We start from the raw sequence: 19170 nt of genomic DNA, 5'->3' as shown, positions 1-19170 counted from the left end.
GGATTTAGGAGAGGTCTACCTTTTCGTCACCAACTCCCTGAAACCTACCAGCTCATCCCATCTGGCTGCAGGCGGGCGGTAGTAGGTTAGCATCTGGTATTCGTTTTCGGTTTCAAAGTGGCTTCCCTCAAATGGGATGTCGTCGGCCTGCCCTGTTTTGGCATCTACCCAAACATATTCATAATCGTACACACCTTGCTTTAGCAGCATATTTACGGTGTACCTGCCGTTATCAAGCGGGTGAAGCTTATTGCTATCATCAAGCCGGTAATTATTAAACTGGCCTACCACATACGGCGCTCCGTCGTTAGGGCTTTTACTGGTTGACAGGGTGAAATACACGTGCGCGTAATCGGCATCTGTAGCCGGCGTGGTGCCGTCGTTATTCAGAATATAAAACTTGCCGTCGTTATCGTATTGAAAAATGTAGTTAGGCTGGTCGCGCACCGGATCGCCAAGCAGCACTACCACGTTGGTTGAATCTTTATAAATTTTGGCTACCCTTTGCGAGTTGAGCTTGAGTGTACGCATATCAAACAACCTGAACTCGTTACGACCAGGAAAATCATTAATGCTTACGTCATTATAAATCAACTGTGTACCGCGAATATAGGTTGGCTGCCCGTTAAGCACCGCCGTTTCGGTACGGGCATTTTGCATAATAAAGGTACGTAAGGCATAGGCAGGGTCCTGCACAACAAGGCCCGAATAATCAACCGTAAAATTGATTTTCTGATTGGTTTGTCGTGTAGCATTATTAGCCGAAGGTACCAGGTCGGCAGCTATCGATACGCGTTTGCCCAGCACATATAACCTGCGGGTAAGCACCATTTTGTTTTGATCGCCATCTTCATAAACCTTCAGCACATAGTTACCCGATATTTTGGGGGCGATGTTATTGTTGGGCAATGAGATTTCGTAGTGGGTATATTTTTGCATGGTGCCGGTTGAATAGCTGTAGTTGTACAGCCTGTCGTCGGTAAAGCTTTGCAGGTACTCGGCAGATGAAAGGTTTGATGAATTCCAGTTAGCATCGCAATGCTCAATGGTATAATAATAATTACGGCTGCCCCCGCGCAGGTCATCAAAAGTTAGCAGCACCTTTTCATCCGATCCTAAATTGATCACCGGAAATGAACCCTGTTTGGCGGTATTATAAAACTCCACGCTTTTTATAGCCGGCGAATAAACGTTGTTGTTATAGGGTGATTGAGCGAAGGTTGTTTGAATAAACATAGTAAAGATTACCATGCTTAAAAATATCCTCATTAATTTCATTCCTGTTCAATATCTGTTTTATTCTGCAGCCAATACTGCCTAACGTCAAAACTAAACAATGCAACTGACAAAAATAAAAAAGGAGAACCTGTTGCAAAAGTGAACGCTGAACCGCCATTAGTGAATATGTTATGTACCAGGTAAAAGAAGCCTATCCACATCATAACAAGCGCAACCAGCCGCATTGTCAATTTCAATTTGTGCGTACTTATAAACAGCAGTAATTGGCCAATTAAAAGAAACAAAGCCCCCGCTGCAATTGAGTTTTCATCATTATTAGTTAATATTAATGAAAACTTAAGCGTTTTTGCTACCGGAAGCACAACCTCCGCAAATATTACCGGCACTGCTCCATGCCCCATACCTACAATAATAATACAACTGGTTATTAATATGGCAATAGCAAGCCCACGATATTGGTTGATCATTTATAATTTAGGTTTGTATCAACTTTGATAAACGAATATAAAAAAGCCGCCATCATAATGCAATAGCGGCTTTCTTGTTCATCAGGGCCCTCTGCAAGCGGACCCTGGTGGGAGGTTAAAGTACTATAAAACAAACGTCATTGCGAGGAACGAAGCAATCGCCAACTATGCAGAGCGCACCTGTATAGCTTATACATCAGGGTCCTCTCCGAGAGACCCTGATGGGACGTTATGTAAAAAAGCCGCTATTGCAATGCAATAACGGCCTTAGTGCTATAATCCTTTTAAGCCCTCTCCCTTCAGGGGAGGGTTGGGAGGGGTATTACGATTCCAGCTCCAATATCTGCTCTGCCAATGCTTCCCATTTTTCCTGCATTTGTTTCAGCTCGGTTTGTTTGGCGCTGTAAGCAGCATTGGTTTGCTTCAGTTTGGCGTTATCACTGTATATCTTATCGTCGGCCAGTTGGGTTTCAAACTGCTTTACCTCTTTTTCAAGGTCGGCAATCTGTTGCTCCATTTTAGCCAGGTCCTGGTTCAGTTTCTTTAATTGCTGATGCTTGTTTTCGCCTTGTGGTTGTTTAACCGGCTCATGCTTTTTCTCTTCCTTTTTGGGCTGAGGTGCAGGTGCAGCAGCTTTAGGTTCCAGTTTACGTTTGGCGTACCATTCATCAAACTCGGCATAGGTACCCGGATAAATTTTGATCTTTTGATCTTCAATAAACCAGATTTTGTTGGCTACATTATCAAGGAAATACCTGTCGTGCGATACCACAATGAAAGTACCTTCGTACTGGTCAAGCGCCTGGATCAGGATATTTACCGACTGCATATCCAGGTGGTTGGTAGGCTCATCCAGTACCAGGAAGTTGGCATCGGCAGTAAGCGCTTTGGCAAGGGCTACGCGCGATTTTTCACCACCCGATAGTACCTTGATCTTTTTGAACACATCATCGCCGGTAAACAAAAACGAACCTAAAATGGTACGCAGCTCGGTATCAGTATGTTTTGGGGCGAATGCCTGCAACTCCTGCAATATCTGGTTTTCGAGGTGCAACGACTCCAACTGGTGCTGGGCAAAAAACGTAGTAGTTACGTTATGACCTGTAGTTACCTTACCTGTATAATCTTTATCAGCCGAAGCAATGATACGTAACAGCGTTGATTTACCTTTACCGTTGGCACCGATGAGGGCAATTTTATCACCTTTTTCTATTACCGCCTCACCCCCATTTAAAATATCGATAGCAGGATATTTCTTAACAATATCCTCCAACGTGATCACGTGCCTGCCCGATTGCTTACTGAAACGGAAAGCGAAGTTAACTGATGGATTATCGTCATCCACGTCATCAATACGCTCCATTTTATCCAGCATTTTGATGCGGGATTGCGCCATTTTTGCCTTAGAAGCTTTGGCACGGAAACGCTCGATCAAACGCTCTTCCTGTTTAATTTTTGATTGCTGATTTTTAAACTCACCACGTTGAATTTCTTCACGCAGGGCTTTCTCTTCGAGATAGAAAGAGTAGTTGCCGGCGTAAACAGTCAGTTTACCCTTACGGGATTCAACGGTACGGTTAATCACCTTATCCAGGAACCACCTATCGTGCGATACGATAATGATAGCGCCGGTAAAAGCCTTCAGGTAGTCTTCCAGCCATTGGATAGATGGTAAATCCAAGTGGTTGGTAGGCTCATCCAGCAGCAGGATATCAGGTGCCTGCAGCAGGATCTTGGCAAGCATAACACGCATCCGCCAACCACCCGAAAAGGTGCTTAATTTACGCTTGCAATCGTCATCACTGAAACCTAAACCCGCCAAAATTTCGTGGGCTTTATATTCGATATTATAACCGTCAAGCAGTTCAAACTCGTGCTGCTTATCGCTTAGTTTATTTAGTAGTTCTTCACTATAATCCGTTTCCAGTTTTTTAAGCAGGTTCTCGATCTCATCATGCAGTTGGTTCTGGCGCTCAAAGGCTTCCATGGCCACATGTACAATGTTTTTATCAGATGAGTATGAAAGCAGATCCTGGTTAAGGTAACCCATGGTAAGGTCCTTAGCCATTGAAACAGTCCCGGAGGTAGGTTTATAGTCGCCTACAATAATTTTTAAAAGGGTGGTTTTACCAGTACCGTTGGCACCAATTAAACCAATTTTTTCACCGGGTTTAATATGCCAGTTGGCTTCATCATATAAGGCCCGCGCACCAATCTCGAACGTAAGGTTATTTATAGCAATCATTTACGCGCAAAGATACAGTTTTTGAGGCGAAAGGTTAAAGGCGAAAGGTTAAAGGTTTTTCAGGGCGAGGTGAAAGCAGAAAGATAAAAGGTCTTTTGGGGAAGGTGAAAGGAGAAAGGTAAAAAAATGCAGGCTAGCCACTTGCAAAGCTGTAGCTACCTTTTGCCTTTCACCTTTATCCTTTTACCTTAAAACTACGCTCCCACAGCTTTCAACCATGTTTGGGCCATGAGGGCTTCGCCGGCTACACTGGGGTGTACGCCATCAAGGTTCCAATAGGTGGCAGGTGCTGTTTGTTCGGCTTTGTCAAATGCCGATTGATAAGGCACAAATACCGCGTCGAACTCGGCAGCGATATCTTTAGCTGCTTTACCAAATGAATCAAATGTTGGATACCATTTGTCATCAACTGCTTTTACATTCTTTTCAGCAAAGGGTTCGCAGATCACCAGTTTAATATCGGGCAGGGCCTGTTTGGTGCGGGTTAGCAGTGCCCTGTAATCGGCAATATAAGTTTCTATCGTGCCTTTATAACCACCCGTAAGGGTATGCCAAAAGTCATTTACCCCTATATGGATGCTCAGTATGTTTGGTTTAAGGGCAAGGCAATCAGTATCCCAGCGCTCGGCAAGCTGGTATACTTTGTTACCGCTAATACCTTTATTGTAGATTTTCAAACCCTTATCAGCATGTTTAAGCAGCAATTGCGAAGCTGTAAGCAGCGCATAACCAGAGCCTAAAGCACTGGTAGTATTTGGTTCTATTTTGCTATGGTCGCGCCCCCAGTCGGTAATGGAATCGCCCTGAAAAAGTACTACATCGCCCTGGTTAAAAGTTAATTTCTTTGCCGGTTTTTCGGCAGCCAACGCCGATGAAACGATAGATGGGATCGCCATTGAGGCAATAGTACCTACCGCAGCGGTCTTCAAAAAATGGCGGCGATAGTTTTGTTCGGTATCTTTCATTTGTGGATTATAAAGGTATTTGCCGAAAATACTGATTTACTGTAACTATTAAAATTTTGTTGGCTTTTGTATCAGCATTTGTAAAAGGAATATTACGTGCATCCACAATTGCCGCGGCAATTCTTATTGATCTGCCACAAAATTTATCGGCTTTGCCGAATCAAAGGTAACATAAACCCGTTTCCAGGGCTCGTTATCAATCAGGCGCCATTTGTGGGCTGTACCGGTTGTATCCTGGGCTATCAGGATCTCGCCGGGGTGTAATATAAATTTTTCGCCGGGATAGGTTTCAAATTCAAGGGTACCGGTAAGGGTTATTACATACTGATTAGTTGGGGCATTATGATAATCATAAAATGCATGCGGTTCCGATTCCTGAAACCTGATGGTCAACGCTTCATTAAGCGGACCTAATTCAACCATTCCTTTTTCTATATGCGAGTGACCGTCATCGCCGGTATACAACCTGTAGGCTTTTATCATATAGGCTAAACTAACATTTAACTGTTAATACCACCTAAGCGTTGTGTATTTATTGCAAAACGGTTGCTTTAACTAATAGTAATGTTCATTTTATTTAGTTTTAATGATTATTCGTTCGCAATAAAACTTATGCTTCTTTTAAAGGTTCAAATAACATTATGTCCATAGCCGCATCTACCAAACGTTTTCAATTTTTGCCCTACCTCGTCAGCCTGCTCATTGTATTATTTATTGGCTTTGTTGCCTCACTGGTAACCCGGCCCGAAATTGCCGGCTGGTACAGCACACTTAAAAAGCCGTCATTTAATCCACCACCCTGGTTATTTGCGCCGGTATGGACCGTAATTTATATCATGATAGCAACCGCCGCTTATCTTGTATGGAAACACCGCAGCCGTAAGCCCGTTTATATCATTGCGCGTTCGGTATATTTCATTCAGCTTATTTTAAATTTTTCGTGGTCGATAGTTTTCTTCGGCATGCATCAGGTAGCCGGAGCCATGATTGTGATCATTTTACTGTGGTTCAGCATTGTAGTAAACATTAACTGGTTTAGTAAATTTAACCGTACTGCTGCATGGTTGCTTGTACCCTATTTATTATGGGTAAGCTTTGCCGGTGTACTTAATGCTAGTATTTATTTCCTTAACCGATAGCCCATAAAAAACACTATTTTTATTGCAGATAATTACAGCATCGATAATGAAGCTTTGTATCAAACCATGAAAAAACTTTTACTTATTTTTTGCCTTATTGCAGCGGCACACAGCTTTGCATTTGCCGATAAAACTGCTATAAACCATTTTGTAATTAAAGAAAACCCCTTTGCAGTTGATGAAGTTGCCGTAGTTGCAACCGATACCGCAGGTGTAATACAGGAAAACGTAAACGGTGTTTTCACCTTTGTAATGAACGGCTTTACCGAAGAACTTAAGTTTGATAAAGGTACAGCCTTTTATCGCCACAAACTCGATCGCTCGAGCTTCCTGTATGCTAAACACATGAATGATAGCGGCACACATGCCATACTATACTATATATACAAGCATGACAGTAAATTAAGCCCTTTCCATATCAGCTGGGTGCTGTTGATAGCTATACCACTGTTGCTGGTATTGCTGGCTTACATGTTTAAGCGGTTCATTATTATTGCCGTAGTTATCTTTTGTATCTTCCTGTATTTCAACTACCATAACGGCTTAAGCATCCCAACCTTTTTTGAAAGCATTATTGACGGCTTGAAGAATATGTTTTAGAAAGAAGGTGAAAGCTAAAAGGCGAAAGGTTAAAGGTTTTTCTAACGTTAAAACTAAAAGGCCTGTAAAATGAAATAAAGGCGAAAAAACGAAAATTACATCTAAGCATATATGTATGACGCAAAAGTTTCAGCTACCTTTCGCCTTTAACCTCTAAAATCTTAAAAAGGTAACCCAATACCAAAGTTCAGCTGCATAAAATTGTAACCTTCGCCATTGGCTGCTTCATATGCTTTTTTAAACGAGCCTTTATTGAACAGTTCGCCGGCATGGTTAATCAACACCCACTGGTCAGATCCGCTGAATTGCGGGTCTTTAAATTTAAAGGCAGCATCAAGCCTGAACACGAAGAAACTTAAATCAAACCTCAACCCGGTACCAATGCCTACCGCCGTTGAACTTAAAAAGTTGTTCAGTTTAAACTGCCCGTTGGGATTATCGGGCTCGTCATGCAAACGCCATACGTTGCCGGCATCAACAAAAAGTGCACCTTTTAGCTTTGCGCCAAAAAAGTTATTTGCCAACAGGTACCGGTATTCGGCGTTGGTTATAAACTTGATCTCACCAAACTGATCAAGGTATTTCAGACGCGCGCGGGTATTAACATCAGTACCATAATAGGTACCCCGGTTAAATTGCCCCGGACCTAATGTGCGCGGCAGCCAGGCCCTGATATCATTAGCACCACCCGCATAAAAGTTCTTTTCAAAAATAAGTTGGTTACTGTTACCGTACGGAATACCTATACCAGGATTAATTCGGAAAACAAATTGTTTTTCGCCACCAAAGTTCCGGTAAATGCGGGTATCAAGTTCAACTTTGGTATACTGTGCAAAAGTATATCCGAAAAGCTTATGCTGCCCGAGCGTATCTTTAGGTGCGTTTGTGAGATTGCTCACCAGGTTAAGGAAATTCCCCCCAATATCTAAACTGCCGCGGAAATAGGTAAAGTTTTCATAACCGTTAAGCTTTATAGCGTTAACCTGGTAGGTGTATTGGCTGCCTGATGTAAAAACGGTACGCCCGATAAGGTAAACATAGGAGTACCTATTTTGGGCAAGCAGCGCAGCCTTAGCAGCCGGATCAATTACACCTCTCGAAAACTCAATGTTGATAGGCGTAATGGTATGTGATTTATAGGGTGTATCAAAAAAATCGTAGGTGAGGGAGTTGATAAGGCTTTCACGTTTAACCAGGTCCTTTTGAAAAAACAAAGAGTAATTTGACGAAAACGTGGTATGCGGAACTGCGAATTTACCAAGGAAAGGAAATTTAAATGGTAGCAAAAGACGCGGATACGTAAGCTGTGCACCTACCCTGAATTCCTGGTTTTGAATACTGCTATGATCATTACCAACGCTGTTACCATTATCAAAAAGGATGCTCCAGTTAACCTTTAACTGTAATATGGCGGCCTGTTTAAACAAATTCCTGTCGGTAAAAGTATTGCCCACGTTATAGCCAAAGCGCCCCCCACTAAAAAGCACCTCGCCCTCAACACGGTCGCTCATGCGTTTCAGGGGCACAATATCTATCCTTGTGTTGAGCCTGTTGGAGCTATCCTTCAATTTTTCGTAAACAGGGTTAGGTACGTTCCTGAATACATTTAGCTCAGATAAGCGTGTTGTAGTTCGTGTTTGCTTATCAATATCATAAATTTCGCCCTTCTTCTGAAAAACATAATCGGTTACAACTCTGGGCTTAAACCTTTTTGAGTAATCAACAAACCTGAATTGCGAGTCAACCTGTATAGTGTCGGCCTTACCGTTAGTACGTCCCTGACTGTTAGATATCGTAATTAATGTATTGTTGATGGTATAAACCGGATGCTGTGTTTTACCAGCCGGGTTATCGATAATCATTTTCACATCAACCACACTGCTGTTAAAGGTGGAGTCGTAGGTAAAATTGATGTACTGCCTGTAGAAATCGTAATAGCCATTATGCTTCATCAGCAAGTAAAGCTGATCCCGATCGTAAGCCAAACTATCGGTATCAAACCTGCCTCCCGGTTGTATGTGTGAGATCCTGTTGCGGTTACCATTATACAACCCCTTAACGTTATTGTCGGCAATGCTATCGGTAAACTTGCGAATGCGGAACATGGGGCCTTCATTGGCTGTAAAAACCAACTCGGCTTTTTGCTTTTTTATGATCACGCTATCAGCAACTTTCGCTTTAAGATAACCACGGCTACGAATATATTTTTCCATTTGTACCCGGGAGTACTCAATCAGGTTGCTATCTACAACAACAGGCGCTTCGCCAATATTTTTTTTCCCTTTGTTACTAAAGGTGTAATATAACTGCAAGTTGAGCCAGTTATTAGGCTGCTGTTCTTTATCTACATAATTCACAGCAGTTTCGGCAAATTCTTCGTCAATACCTTTTATAGTAATTTTACGCACGAGCGCCTGGTCTTTACGGATACCGCGGGTAATGCTACAGCCAGAACCGATAATAATCAGCAAAATACTTAATATTGTAAGGCGGTAAACAGCAGGTTTAGTATATGCTTTCAAAATCACAGATCAGTTTATTAAAGTCCTTACAACAAAAAAAATTCCGTAAAGAGCACGGATTGTTCCTGGTTGAGGGTTACAAATCGGTTATTGAATTTGTAAATACTGCATACCAGGTTGATACTATATACCATACCGCCGAAATTGCTCCAAAAATGCTGAATTTATCCCGAAAAATAAATTTTCAGGAAATTTCATCATCCGATCTTGAAAAGATCAGCAGTTTGAAAACCCCGCAGGAGGTAATTGGTTTGGTTAAAATACCAAAATGGCCCGCATTAAATTACAACTCGTTAAAAAACAAATTTTCGCTGGTGCTTGATGGCGTGCAGGATCCCGGTAACATGGGCACTATTATCCGCACGGCAGACTGGTTTGGCATCACCGATATTATTTGCTCAGATGATACCGTTGATGTTTACAATCCCAAGGTTGTGCAGGCCACTATGGGCTCATTAGCGAGGGTAAACGTGCATTACAGTGACTTATTGATCACTCTCCCACAAATAAAGCTCCCTTTATTTGGTGCAATGCTTGATGGCGAAAATATATACGACACTAATTTCGGTAATGAGGGGCTACTAGCTATGGGTAATGAGGGTAATGGCTTGCGCCCTGAAATACAGGCATTAATAAATAAAAAAGTAACTATCCCGCGAATAGGCTACGCCGAATCATTAAACGTGGCCATAGCCACAGCCATATTATGTTCAGAAATTAAAAGAAATTCGTTCAAATAAATTTGCTCGCTGAAAATATTTACTATCTTTGCAGTCCTTAAAAAAGGGTCGGATGGCCGAGTGGCTAGGCAGAGGTCTGCAAAACCTTTTACAGCGGTTCGAATCCGCTTCCGACCTCAGGGTTAAAAAATATTTAAAATACAAGACAATGGGCGTTACTCGTTTAAAAAGAAAAGACAGGAGAAATAAAACTTTTTCACGCTTGGAAGTTCAGTTCCTTAAACTGGCTACTAACCTGGAATACGGAAGCCGTTCTGCTGAGTCAAAACACAGCCAGATAGCTAAAAACAATGCAGCTTTAGATATCGCATTAGGCAAATAATTCTCTCCTTCTTCGGAAGAAAAAACTTAAAGTCCTGCCGGCACCGGCGGGACTTTTTTTTGAACCATGATTTTTAGGATTTGAGGATTAGCTTGATATTTTTACCGATTTGTATTCGAGGTTTGTGAATATACATTGAGGGCAATATTCCATATATTCGATAATGAAAAAATGGAAAGCAAGATATAAAGCATTATTCGCCATTGGATTGTATTTAGTAGGCGCAGTTATTGCCGGTTTGGCTTATACCGAACCTATCTTTGGTCCGGGCCTTGGATCGTTTATGTTTTGTTTAGGCGGCGTGATGAGCGTGGCGGGCTTATTTTGCCTTATCAAGATATTTACAAATAAAATATTTCGCAGAGCTTGATCATTTTCTATACCTAAGCCCATAACCCACATACAAATTGACAGACATTAAAAAAAATCTATCAGACCTTTAAAAACCCCATAATCAGAGAATTCTTTTGATTTTGATTTAGAAAAAAAATCCTCCTCCCGGCGACCGTGTCCTCACGGTTGCACGCATGCAGGGATGGGATATACTTTATAGGCACGGACAAACACTGGTGTTTCCGTGAGGACACGGAAACGGGGGAAGGTAACGTTAAAATGTTTATTTCAGGGCAATCCTTAAATCCTAAAAATCATGGTTCAAAACATTGGCGTTTCCGTGAGGACACGGAAACGGGGAGCGAAAAGAAAAATCCTGACAATCTTTAAATCCTAAAAATCATGGTTCAGAAGTTTCTTATTGATCCTGCCAATCAATCCCGGCCCTTCATAAATAAAACCAGTATAAAGCTGTACCAATGATGCACCTGCATTCAGCTTTTCAATGGCATCTTCGGCAGAATGAATGCCCCCTACCCCAATAATTGGGAATGAACCGTTTGATTTTTTGTGCAGATAAGCTATTACTTCGGTTGAACGTTTAGTAAGTGGTTTGCCGCTCAGTCCGCCGGTTTCCTCTTTTAATGGCGATGATAAATTTTCCCTGCTGATAGTGGTATTGGTGGCAATTACCCCGGCTATACCTGTTTGCTGTACAATATCTACAATATCATCCAGCTGCGAATCGGTCAAATCAGGTGCTATTTTTAAGAGAATGGGTCTGCTGATACCATTTTTATTATTGCGTTGCTGTAGGGTGTTCAGGATTTCCATTAAAGGCCCCTTTTCCTGCAGCGCGCGCAGACCAGGCGTATTGGGCGAGCTTACGTTCACCACAAAATAATCAACTACATCAAACAGGCGGTCAAAACATTTGATATAATCACTTACGGCATCCTCATTAGGGGTAACCTTATTTTTACCGATGTTACCACCGATAATCAAACCTCTATTGGCGTTTTTAGGATCCCGTCTGAAGGCGGCAATTCGCTCGGCAGCGATATCCACACCAAAATTGTTAAAGCCCATACGGTTAATAAGGGCACCATCTGCCGGCAGACGAAACATACGCGGCTTATCATTACCGGGCTGCGGCAGTGGTGTAACTGTACCAATTTCAACAAAACCAAAACCAAGGTTGGCCATTTCGCCCATCATCTCGGCGTTTTTATCAAAACCCGCAGCAAGGCCAACCGGGTTCCTGAATTTAAGCCCGAATACTTCGCGCTCAAGTTTTGAGCCTTCTACGTTCCACAGGGCTTTACTTAATGACGCTCCGCCCGGAAAACGGTTAAAACGTTTCAGATTGCGGGTAACAAAATAATGCACATTTTCGGGATCGAACTTAAACAGGATGGGTTTTACGAGCTGATACATGCCGCGAAGTTAGTACATTTTTGTAATGGTCGACAACATACAGGTGCTATCAGCCTAATGTATATCGCTTTGATCCCGTGATATGTGAAGCAACTCTATACCAATCTTCAAACAATCCATTAACAACCCGGTTAATTCCCTAAATTCACCTCAAAAATTACCCTATGAAATTGTTTAACCGCGCTTTTATATTATTTTTAGTGTGTTTGTTACGGTACAGCTCAGCTAACGCGCAATCCACACCTATGAACCAAACTCCTGCCAGCGACCCAACACTGCAAATCAACCGGATCAAAATTGATTCTATCGATAAAAAGCTTATAGCCTTACTTGGCGAACGCGAACGGGTGGTAAAAGAGATAGGTATCTATAAAGCAAAAAACAATATCCCCGCCCTCCAGGCCGATCGCTTTAAACAGGTTTTAGAAAAAACAATCGAAGCCGGAAAACAGGAAGGCCTATCAGCAACATTCATTACCGAACTCATGAATGCCATACATAAAGAAAGCCTGCGTATTGAAGAAGAAATCAAGGCGCAAAAGCAATAGCCGGTGTAAAAAATACACTATAATTTTCAATGCATTTTAGCGCATCAAATTCACTTGCAGCTTTAGAATAAAAACAATTACAACTAATTAATAATCAATAAATTAAAAACAAAAAATCATTGGTATTAATGCGTATCATTTTGCTTTACAACAGTAAAAATGACGATAATTTATGTTAGGCTTTTTGCTTTTTTTTAATTAAGTTTAATAAATTTGGAAACTCCGGTTAGCCACAGTCCAGGCTCGTAACCAAACCGGTAAGCCTATTTAATTAAACTCATGCAAAAAAAGTATTTAATTGCCTGTTTCATAGCAGGCGGATTATTAAAGGCTGGCTTTGTCAGCGCCCAGGGTAAAGCACCATATTCGGCGGCAGGTAAATCCGTAAAAGTGATTGTATCTGAGCAAAACGCCGGTTATAAGTTCAAAGAAACCGAAACGCTGAAATTTGCCGACAAACCACAACCTGCCGAAACAGAGGTAGCAGTATTTATTGATCCGGCAAAAACGTTCCAAACCATGATTGGAATTGGCGGAGCGCTTACAGATGCATCAGCCGAAACCTTTGCCAAACTACCTAAGGATAAACAAAAGGAATTTTTAACCGCCTACTACGATAAAGCCAGAGGTATTGGTTACTCTTTTGGCCGTACTAATATTCAAAGCTGCGATTTCTCAAGCGATAGTTATAGCTACATAAAAAATGGAGATAAGGAACTAAAAACCTTCGACATCAGCCATGATAAAACTTACCGCATCCCTTTTATCAAAGCGGCTACTGCAGCAGCCGGTGGTAAATTAACGCTGTTTGCATCGCCATGGAGCCCGCCCGCTTTCATGAAAGATAATAATGACGTATTGCACGGTGGTAAGCTTAAAAAAGAGTTCGATCAAAGCTGGGCCAACTTCTACGTAAAATTTGTTCGCGCGTATGAAAAAGAGGGCATCCCTATTTGGGGCCTTTCGGTACAAAACGAACCGATGGCCAAACAAACATGGGAATCATGTATGTATACAGCCGAAGAAGAGCGTGATTTTGTAAAGAACTTTTTAGGCCCAACTTTACAAAAACAAGGCCTGGCAAGTAAAAAACTGATAGTTTGGGACCACAACCGCGATTTGCTTTACCAACGCGCCAGCACTATTTTGGAAGACCCTGCTGCTGCTAAATACATTTGGGGCATTGGTTTCCACTGGTATGAAACATGGACAGGTGCTGGTCAAAATTTTGAAGCTACCCGCAAAACACATGAATCATTCCCCGACAAAAACTTGGTATTTACAGAAGGTTGTATCGAAAAATTTGATTTCAACAAGATCAATGACTGGTCGCTTGGCGAACGTTACGGTTTATCTATGATCAACGACTTTAACGCAGGTACCGTAGCCTGGACCGACTGGAACGTATTACTTGACGAAAAAGGCGGACCAAATCACGTTGGTAATTTCTGCTTTGCACCTGTACATGCCGATTTGCGTAACGGAAGCCTCATCTACACCAGCTCATATTATTACATCGGTCATTTCTCAAAATATATCCACCCGGATGCTAAACGTATCAGTGCCGTGGCCAGCAGGGACAAGCTCTTAACAACCGCTTACCAAAATACTGATGGCTCACTGGCCATAGTGGTGATGAACAAAACCGACGAAAAAATAGATTACAGCCTTTGGATAAAAGGAAAAGCAGCAAACACTACTGCCCTGCCGCATTCAATTGCTACACTTATTGTGAAGTAATTTTTATAAAAATCTTTAGTTAATCAATCAACTAAATCTCTGGTATGGTGGGTCATTTATGATCCACCATTATCATTACCGGGAAATGGTCGCTTGGCTCCTTAGCCTCGTATTTGTCCGAACCCTTAACCTTAGCCCTGTAGGTGTCTGTCAATATTCCGTACCGCTTCACTGTAAAATCCCCGGTTACAAAAATATGGTCGATACGGCCTGTGGTTTTATCGTTAGCGTCAAAATCATTAAAAGTACCATTGGTAGCATATTTTATGGGCGATAACTCGTAGCTGTCTTTTAAAACTCCCGAATTGTTAATTACGGCATAGCTATCCGATGTTTGATCAACATTAAAATCGCCTGATAATATAGTTGGCGAACTACCACCGAATTCTTTCACCTTTTTCAGTACCAGCTTAGCACTTTCGCGGCGGGCAACAACGCCTATATGATCCATATGGAGGTTAAAGTAATAAAACTTATAGCCTGTTTTTATCTCCTGGAAATATCCCCATGAGCAGATTCTTGGCAGTGCTGCATCCCAGCCTTTGTTGGGCTTATCAGTAACCGGGGCCATCCAGAAATCGCCATGTTTCAGCAGTTTAAATTTATCCTTTTTATAAAAGATAGCTGAAAACTCACCAGCCGTTTTACCGTCATCACGACCAATACCGGTGTAGGCATACTGGGGCATAGCCTGCTTTAAGCCATTGAGCTGGTGTACCAATCCTTCCTGTGTGCCAAAGATATCCCAGTCATGAAACCTGATAAGTTGTGTTATAACCGGCAGGCGCTGTTTCCAGCCATTGCCGCGTACCGAATCATCGTTGGTACTGTTGTCGTTACGTAAATTATAGGTTGCAATAATAAGCTGATGCTGTGCATAGCTTGCCGATACAGATAGCATAACTAACAGCAAAAAAGAAAATAGTTTTTTCATAAATAGAAATTTAGGTAAAGTTGACTAAGGCAAATAAACAAAAGTAAAGGCAAATGTTAAATAATATAAGAAGCCTCGCCTCAGCCACTGAACTTCTACCCAAACACTACTGTCTTGTTCTTATACACAAACACCCTATCTTCAAATACCAGCTTCAGGGCTTTGGCCAATACGGCGGTTTCAACTTCCTGGCCGGCCTTTACCATATCTGTCCAGCTATAAGAGTGGTTTACCGGCACTATCTGCTGGGCTATGATCGGGCCTTCATCCAATTCATTTGATACATAGTGTGCCGTTGCCCCTATCAATTTCACGCCCCGCTCAAAAGCCTGTTTATAGGGGTTGGCGCCTATAAATGCCGGCAAAAATGAATGATGGATATTAATGATCTTCATTGGAAATTCAGCAACAAACCGGGGCGAGAGGATTCGCATAAATTTAGCCAGTACCACGTAATCGGGCGCATACTGTTTAATGGCAGCAATTATCTGTTCCTCAAATTGCGCTTTATCTACCTGCTCATGGCTGATATGATAAAAAGGAATATCAAAGCGTTCGCAAATATTCTGGAGTTTAGCATGATTGGCTATAACACATTGTACACTTGCCCCCAGGGTATTAAAATGATTGCGGATCAGGATATCACTCAGGCAATGATACTCTTTAGTAGCCAATACAACAACTTTCTTTACCGGCTCCGGATTTACAGCGATGTAGGCCCCTTCGGGCAATATTTTTCGTAATGAATCTTCAAGACCGGTATCGTCTCCATCTTCAATTTCCAGACGCGTAAAAAACACATTTTCGTTATGATCAACATGCTCACGCATGGAAACTATATTAAGCAGATGTTTGGCTAATGTTGCAGATATAGCTGCCACAAGGCCCACCTTGTCTTTACACTGTATTACAATAATCATGCTTTAATGATACAAAGAATTTTGTTGAATATGCAACACGTATTCCTCTAAATTATTTTACAATCTATTGTAGCAAAGCTAAGTGGTGTATCGTAACGTATCCTATAAACCCACAATTATGAAAAATTTCCTGTTAGTAGCTTCAGCAATTTTATTATGTAGTATCACCGCCTGCAATAAAGGCAACCTGCCTGGCCCGGGCAGCAGCAGTATAGTTGGCAAATGGCGCTGGGTAAAATCAGTTGGTGGCATTGGCGGCTTTACCATTACACCGCAAAGCAGTGGCTATTCTATTCGTAACGAATTTCATGCAGACAGCAGTTTCAAAAGGTTCAAAAATGATTCATTGCAGATCAGCGGCAATTTCCGTACTATCAAGGATTATAAATACAGTCCTACCCAAACAGTGGATATATTATCGATATCAGGCCCCGCGCTTGATACACGCCCGGTTTCCTACCTTATCAGGAACGATAGCCTTTACCTGTACGATATCTATATAGCAGATGGATATAATGATGTGTACGTGCGGACGAAATAAATAGCGGTCATTCACGGCTTCGTTTGTAAAGAACCCAGACTTACGAAGTTTTAAAAACTTCGTAAGTCTCAGCCTGCTATGCTGTTCACCCGCATAATCCAATAAATTATTGAATACATTATTTATTATTATGCCCTACCCTCATCATATCCCGTACGGCCTTTGCTAATGAAACCTTCTCATCACTATTTAATTCCTTTTTCTTTTCGCCGTCATTAAACCGGTAAGTAATGTGACCATTATAATCGCTCTCGGCAGTTATTTCAAAGTCGTCGTTTTTATATTTCACCTCACCATTTGGTGAGATGCGGCTGATGCCAGAACTATCCGCCGTAAAAAATACATGCCCACGGTATTCAATCCGCCTTTCTTTGCCATTAGCATTTTCAACAATAACGGTATGTCTTCCACCTATATGGCAGGCATCTAACAGTGCTATCACACCTATGACAACCAATACGTAACCTAATTTTTTCATGTTGTTATTTTTAATGATGATTATTTAATTGATGTTGTTCTTTGTTTTAAGAAGTTTTATCAAACAACTACCCAATGACACAAACCAAACCGACCAGCCCAGGTGGGCAAACCTTTGAATAAGCCCGGTATAATTGTTTTGAATAGTAGCCGACGGAATAAAGCGGATGAAGATGAGCAGCATAATACACAGGCTCAATAGTGATAGTTTTCTGATTTGCCTGAACTCTTCTCCCCTCCATAAAATAACAGCCAGCAAAGCCCCCACATACAGCAACAAAAACACCGGCCCTGAAGCCGAATGCAGCGGATTGCCCGAATGAAAGATAGCTGCCCAGCCAAACATGATCGGGAAACCTATCACCCCAAAAACCGGCAAAATGTTAAGCTGCAACTGGTTGCATGCTATGAACAAGCCTGCCATAAAAAATACACTGAGCACCGTGGTAAGCATAGTGAAAGTTTCCATCAGCGTTTCTGATTTGGTACCGATAGCGCCCAGTTCGCTGATCGTATTGCTGATATGATTGTAATTACCGTGCACAAAACCACAAATAATGGTTGAAAACCAAAATACAATGGGAATAATAATACCTGTGTATAACAGCGGCTTCGTATCCATTTTTAATAATGCTTTAATTGTTTTTCCCTTCGATTAAAACAAAGTTAATATTAAACATGGTACTATACAATACATAGTACTATATTTTTTATAATTATTTTTTGGAGAAATTAGATCGACCAGATTATGGGAGTAATATTTTTCAAAAAACAGCATGTACCTACATACATACAAATAAAAAATACCTAAATTTGAATAAAACCTTTTACCGGTTAACTTATTTCAATATGGATTTTTTAAAAGCGATTTACGACCACATTACAGGATTTTTCGGCCTTGGCGGGTTATATGATATCATTAAGTCGGGGGATTATGGCAAGCTGCTCACTTATGATGGTATTACGGCCCTATTAGGTCCTATGCTGCCTGTATTGCTGGTATTTGAGATCATCAGGGGTGCTTTTTATAAAAAATTTAAGGTGATCCATTATAAGATCTCCTTTTGGACATACGTGTTAAATGCTTTTATAGGCAGTGTGCTCTCTATTGCTATGGTGGGATTTTGCATCGGCTTCTTTTCGAAGTTTGCCATTTTTAAAACCACGTTTACCTGGTACTGGTTTATTTACGGTTATATTGTATGGGAGTTTGCCCATTTCTGGTATCACTATCTCGCGCATAAAGTCAGGATCTTGTGGTGCCTGCACTCAACCCATCATGCGCCCGAAAGCATGAACCTCTCGGTTACTTTCGCCCATTTTTTTCTCGAAGCTCCTTATGCCGATCTGATTCGTACCAGTATTTGCATCCTGTTGGGTGTAAACCCGCCAATGCTGTTCGTAATCATGTTTATAGATGGTTTCTGGGGATCAATGATTCACATTGGTGAAAACCTTGTTGAAGATGGACGCCTTGGCTTCCTGAACAAAATAGTGCTCACACCATCGCATCACAGGGTGCACCATGCCCGTAATCCATTATATATGGATACCAATTTTTGTAACCTACTGCCTATATGGGACAAGGTTTTCGGCACCTTCCAAAATGAAGACCGAAAGATCCCAATTGAATACGGCATCAGTCGCCCGATGATTAAAAACAGCTTTTTGGATGCTTATTTTGGCGAGATCATAGCATTGGCTAAAGATGTAAGCAAAGCACCGGGTATAAAAAACAAATTCCTGTACATTATAATGCCTCCCGGATGGAGCCATACCGGCGATCATAAAATGACAACAGTGGTAAAAAAGGCTTATTTTGAGTCGCTTGGGGAGGATAAAGACGAGCAGGAGAAGAAGGCCATTAAGCAAGAAAAAAAGGAAGAAGTGGTCTAACTAATTAAATCATGTCATTCGAGTAACCATCAGGGAAATCCTGAAAAAAATCGTAATGACGTGCAAGATGTTTTTTAGAGATGGTGCGCTGGGCTGCGTTAGGGA

Annotated in this window: 20 protein-coding genes and 1 tRNA gene; 10 read left to right on the top strand and 11 right to left on the bottom strand. The window is 41.6% G+C overall.

What is annotated here, in order from left to right; all coding sequences use genetic code 11:
- Positions 1 to 15 precede the first annotated feature (15 nt).
- From AC59JO_RS12740 to AC59JO_RS12720, 5 genes are all read right to left on the bottom strand, one after another.
- Positions 16 to 1269, bottom strand: a complete 1254-nt coding sequence (locus tag AC59JO_RS12740) for a type IX secretion system plug protein (protein ID WP_497305693.1) — start codon at positions 1267 to 1269, stop codon at positions 16 to 18.
- A gap of 5 nt (positions 1270 to 1274) precedes the next feature.
- Positions 1275 to 1706: a hypothetical protein gene (locus tag AC59JO_RS12735; RefSeq protein ID WP_497305691.1), complete on the bottom strand. Its 432-nt coding sequence runs from the start codon at positions 1704 to 1706 to the stop codon at positions 1275 to 1277.
- A gap of 322 nt (positions 1707 to 2028) precedes the next feature.
- Positions 2029 to 3951: a ribosomal protection-like ABC-F family protein gene (gene abc-f, locus AC59JO_RS12730; RefSeq protein WP_413666561.1), complete on the bottom strand. Its 1923-nt coding sequence runs from the start codon at positions 3949 to 3951 to the stop codon at positions 2029 to 2031.
- Positions 3952 to 4145: 194 nt separating this feature from the next.
- Positions 4146 to 4916: an SGNH/GDSL hydrolase family protein gene (locus tag AC59JO_RS12725; RefSeq protein ID WP_413666560.1), complete on the bottom strand. Its 771-nt coding sequence runs from the start codon at positions 4914 to 4916 to the stop codon at positions 4146 to 4148.
- Positions 4917 to 5039: 123 nt separating this feature from the next.
- Positions 5040 to 5399: a cupin domain-containing protein gene (locus tag AC59JO_RS12720; RefSeq protein ID WP_413666559.1), complete on the bottom strand. Its 360-nt coding sequence runs from the start codon at positions 5397 to 5399 to the stop codon at positions 5040 to 5042.
- Between the two features lie 158 nt (positions 5400 to 5557).
- Here AC59JO_RS12720 and AC59JO_RS12715 point away from each other — a divergent pair, with 158 nt between their 5' ends.
- Together AC59JO_RS12715 and AC59JO_RS12710 are read left to right on the top strand one after the other, a co-directional pair.
- A complete protein-coding gene (locus AC59JO_RS12715) occupies positions 5558 to 6055 on the top strand; it encodes a TspO/MBR family protein (protein ID WP_413666558.1) in 498 nt (165 codons plus the stop codon).
- Between the two features lie 66 nt (positions 6056 to 6121).
- Positions 6122 to 6655, top strand: coding sequence for a hypothetical protein (locus AC59JO_RS12710; protein ID WP_413666557.1), 534 nt, complete (start codon positions 6122 to 6124; stop codon positions 6653 to 6655).
- A 161-nt stretch (positions 6656 to 6816) separates the two neighbouring features.
- Here AC59JO_RS12710 and tamL read toward each other — a convergent pair whose 3' ends face one another.
- Entirely contained in the window at positions 6817 to 9177 is a 2361-nt protein-coding gene (gene tamL, locus AC59JO_RS12705) for a translocation and assembly module lipoprotein TamL (RefSeq protein ID WP_497305688.1), read from the bottom strand.
- Between tamL and AC59JO_RS12700 the strand changes: the two genes are divergently transcribed.
- The 4 genes from AC59JO_RS12700 to AC59JO_RS12685 all read left to right on the top strand — a co-directional run bounded on the left by AC59JO_RS12700 (position 9168) and on the right by AC59JO_RS12685 (position 10609).
- Positions 9168 to 9917 carry a TrmH family RNA methyltransferase gene (locus tag AC59JO_RS12700; RefSeq protein WP_497305686.1) on the top strand — a complete coding sequence of 250 codons (750 nt, stop codon included), beginning with the start codon at positions 9168 to 9170 and terminating at the stop codon, positions 9915 to 9917. The two genes, tamL and AC59JO_RS12700, sit on opposite strands and share 10 nt — an antisense overlap.
- Positions 9918 to 9963: 46 nt before the next feature.
- Positions 9964 to 10034, top strand: a tRNA-Cys gene (locus tag AC59JO_RS12695).
- A 31-nt stretch (positions 10035 to 10065) separates the two neighbouring features.
- On the top strand, positions 10066 to 10239 hold the full coding sequence (locus tag AC59JO_RS12690; protein ID WP_090527770.1) for a spore protein: 174 nt from the start codon (positions 10066 to 10068) through the stop codon (positions 10237 to 10239).
- Positions 10240 to 10402: 163 nt separating this feature from the next.
- On the top strand, positions 10403 to 10609 hold the full coding sequence (locus tag AC59JO_RS12685; RefSeq protein WP_413666554.1) for a hypothetical protein: 207 nt from the start codon (positions 10403 to 10405) through the stop codon (positions 10607 to 10609).
- A 356-nt stretch (positions 10610 to 10965) separates the two neighbouring features.
- Here the strand turns inward: AC59JO_RS12685 and AC59JO_RS12680 are convergent, their stop codons facing one another.
- Positions 10966 to 12009, bottom strand: a complete 1044-nt coding sequence (locus AC59JO_RS12680; protein ID WP_413666553.1) for a quinone-dependent dihydroorotate dehydrogenase — start codon at positions 12007 to 12009, stop codon at positions 10966 to 10968.
- 245 nt (positions 12010 to 12254) lie between these two features.
- Here AC59JO_RS12680 and AC59JO_RS12675 point away from each other — a divergent pair, with 245 nt between their 5' ends.
- Together AC59JO_RS12675 and AC59JO_RS12670 are read left to right on the top strand one after the other, a co-directional pair.
- Positions 12255 to 12557, top strand: a complete 303-nt coding sequence (locus AC59JO_RS12675; protein WP_413666552.1) for a chorismate mutase — start codon at positions 12255 to 12257, stop codon at positions 12555 to 12557.
- A 279-nt stretch (positions 12558 to 12836) separates the two neighbouring features.
- Positions 12837 to 14297: a glycoside hydrolase family 30 protein gene (locus tag AC59JO_RS12670; protein ID WP_497305683.1), complete on the top strand. Its 1461-nt coding sequence runs from the start codon at positions 12837 to 12839 to the stop codon at positions 14295 to 14297.
- Positions 14298 to 14349: 52 nt separating this feature from the next.
- On the opposite strand, the gene AC59JO_RS12665 is transcribed toward AC59JO_RS12670, so the two are convergent.
- Positions 14350 to 15231 (bottom strand): endonuclease/exonuclease/phosphatase family protein, encoded by an 882-nt coding sequence (locus AC59JO_RS12665; protein ID WP_413666550.1) that lies wholly within the window; start codon positions 15229 to 15231, stop codon positions 14350 to 14352.
- 95 nt (positions 15232 to 15326) lie between these two features.
- On the bottom strand, positions 15327 to 16151 hold the full coding sequence (purU, locus tag AC59JO_RS12660) for a formyltetrahydrofolate deformylase (protein ID WP_413666549.1): 825 nt from the start codon (positions 16149 to 16151) through the stop codon (positions 15327 to 15329).
- Between the two features lie 118 nt (positions 16152 to 16269).
- Here purU and AC59JO_RS12655 point away from each other — a divergent pair, with 118 nt between their 5' ends.
- Positions 16270 to 16692 carry a hypothetical protein gene (locus tag AC59JO_RS12655; protein WP_497305681.1) on the top strand — a complete coding sequence of 141 codons (423 nt, stop codon included), beginning with the start codon at positions 16270 to 16272 and terminating at the stop codon, positions 16690 to 16692.
- 118 nt (positions 16693 to 16810) lie between these two features.
- Here the strand turns inward: AC59JO_RS12655 and AC59JO_RS12650 are convergent, their stop codons facing one another.
- A complete protein-coding gene (locus tag AC59JO_RS12650) occupies positions 16811 to 17170 on the bottom strand; it encodes a hypothetical protein (protein WP_413666547.1) in 360 nt (119 codons plus the stop codon).
- A 24-nt stretch (positions 17171 to 17194) separates the two neighbouring features.
- Positions 17195 to 17791 (bottom strand): DUF998 domain-containing protein, encoded by a 597-nt coding sequence (locus AC59JO_RS12645; RefSeq protein WP_497305679.1) that lies wholly within the window; start codon positions 17789 to 17791, stop codon positions 17195 to 17197.
- A 227-nt stretch (positions 17792 to 18018) separates the two neighbouring features.
- Here AC59JO_RS12645 and AC59JO_RS12640 point away from each other — a divergent pair, with 227 nt between their 5' ends.
- Positions 18019 to 19065 (top strand): sterol desaturase family protein, encoded by a 1047-nt coding sequence (locus tag AC59JO_RS12640; RefSeq protein ID WP_413666545.1) that lies wholly within the window; start codon positions 18019 to 18021, stop codon positions 19063 to 19065.
- Positions 19066 to 19170 lie beyond the last annotated feature (105 nt).

It is taken from the genome of Mucilaginibacter sp. A5337, assembly GCF_059690695.1.
The sequence above is the reverse complement of the archived record's forward strand: the minus strand, read 5'-3'. Positions and strand labels throughout refer to the sequence as shown.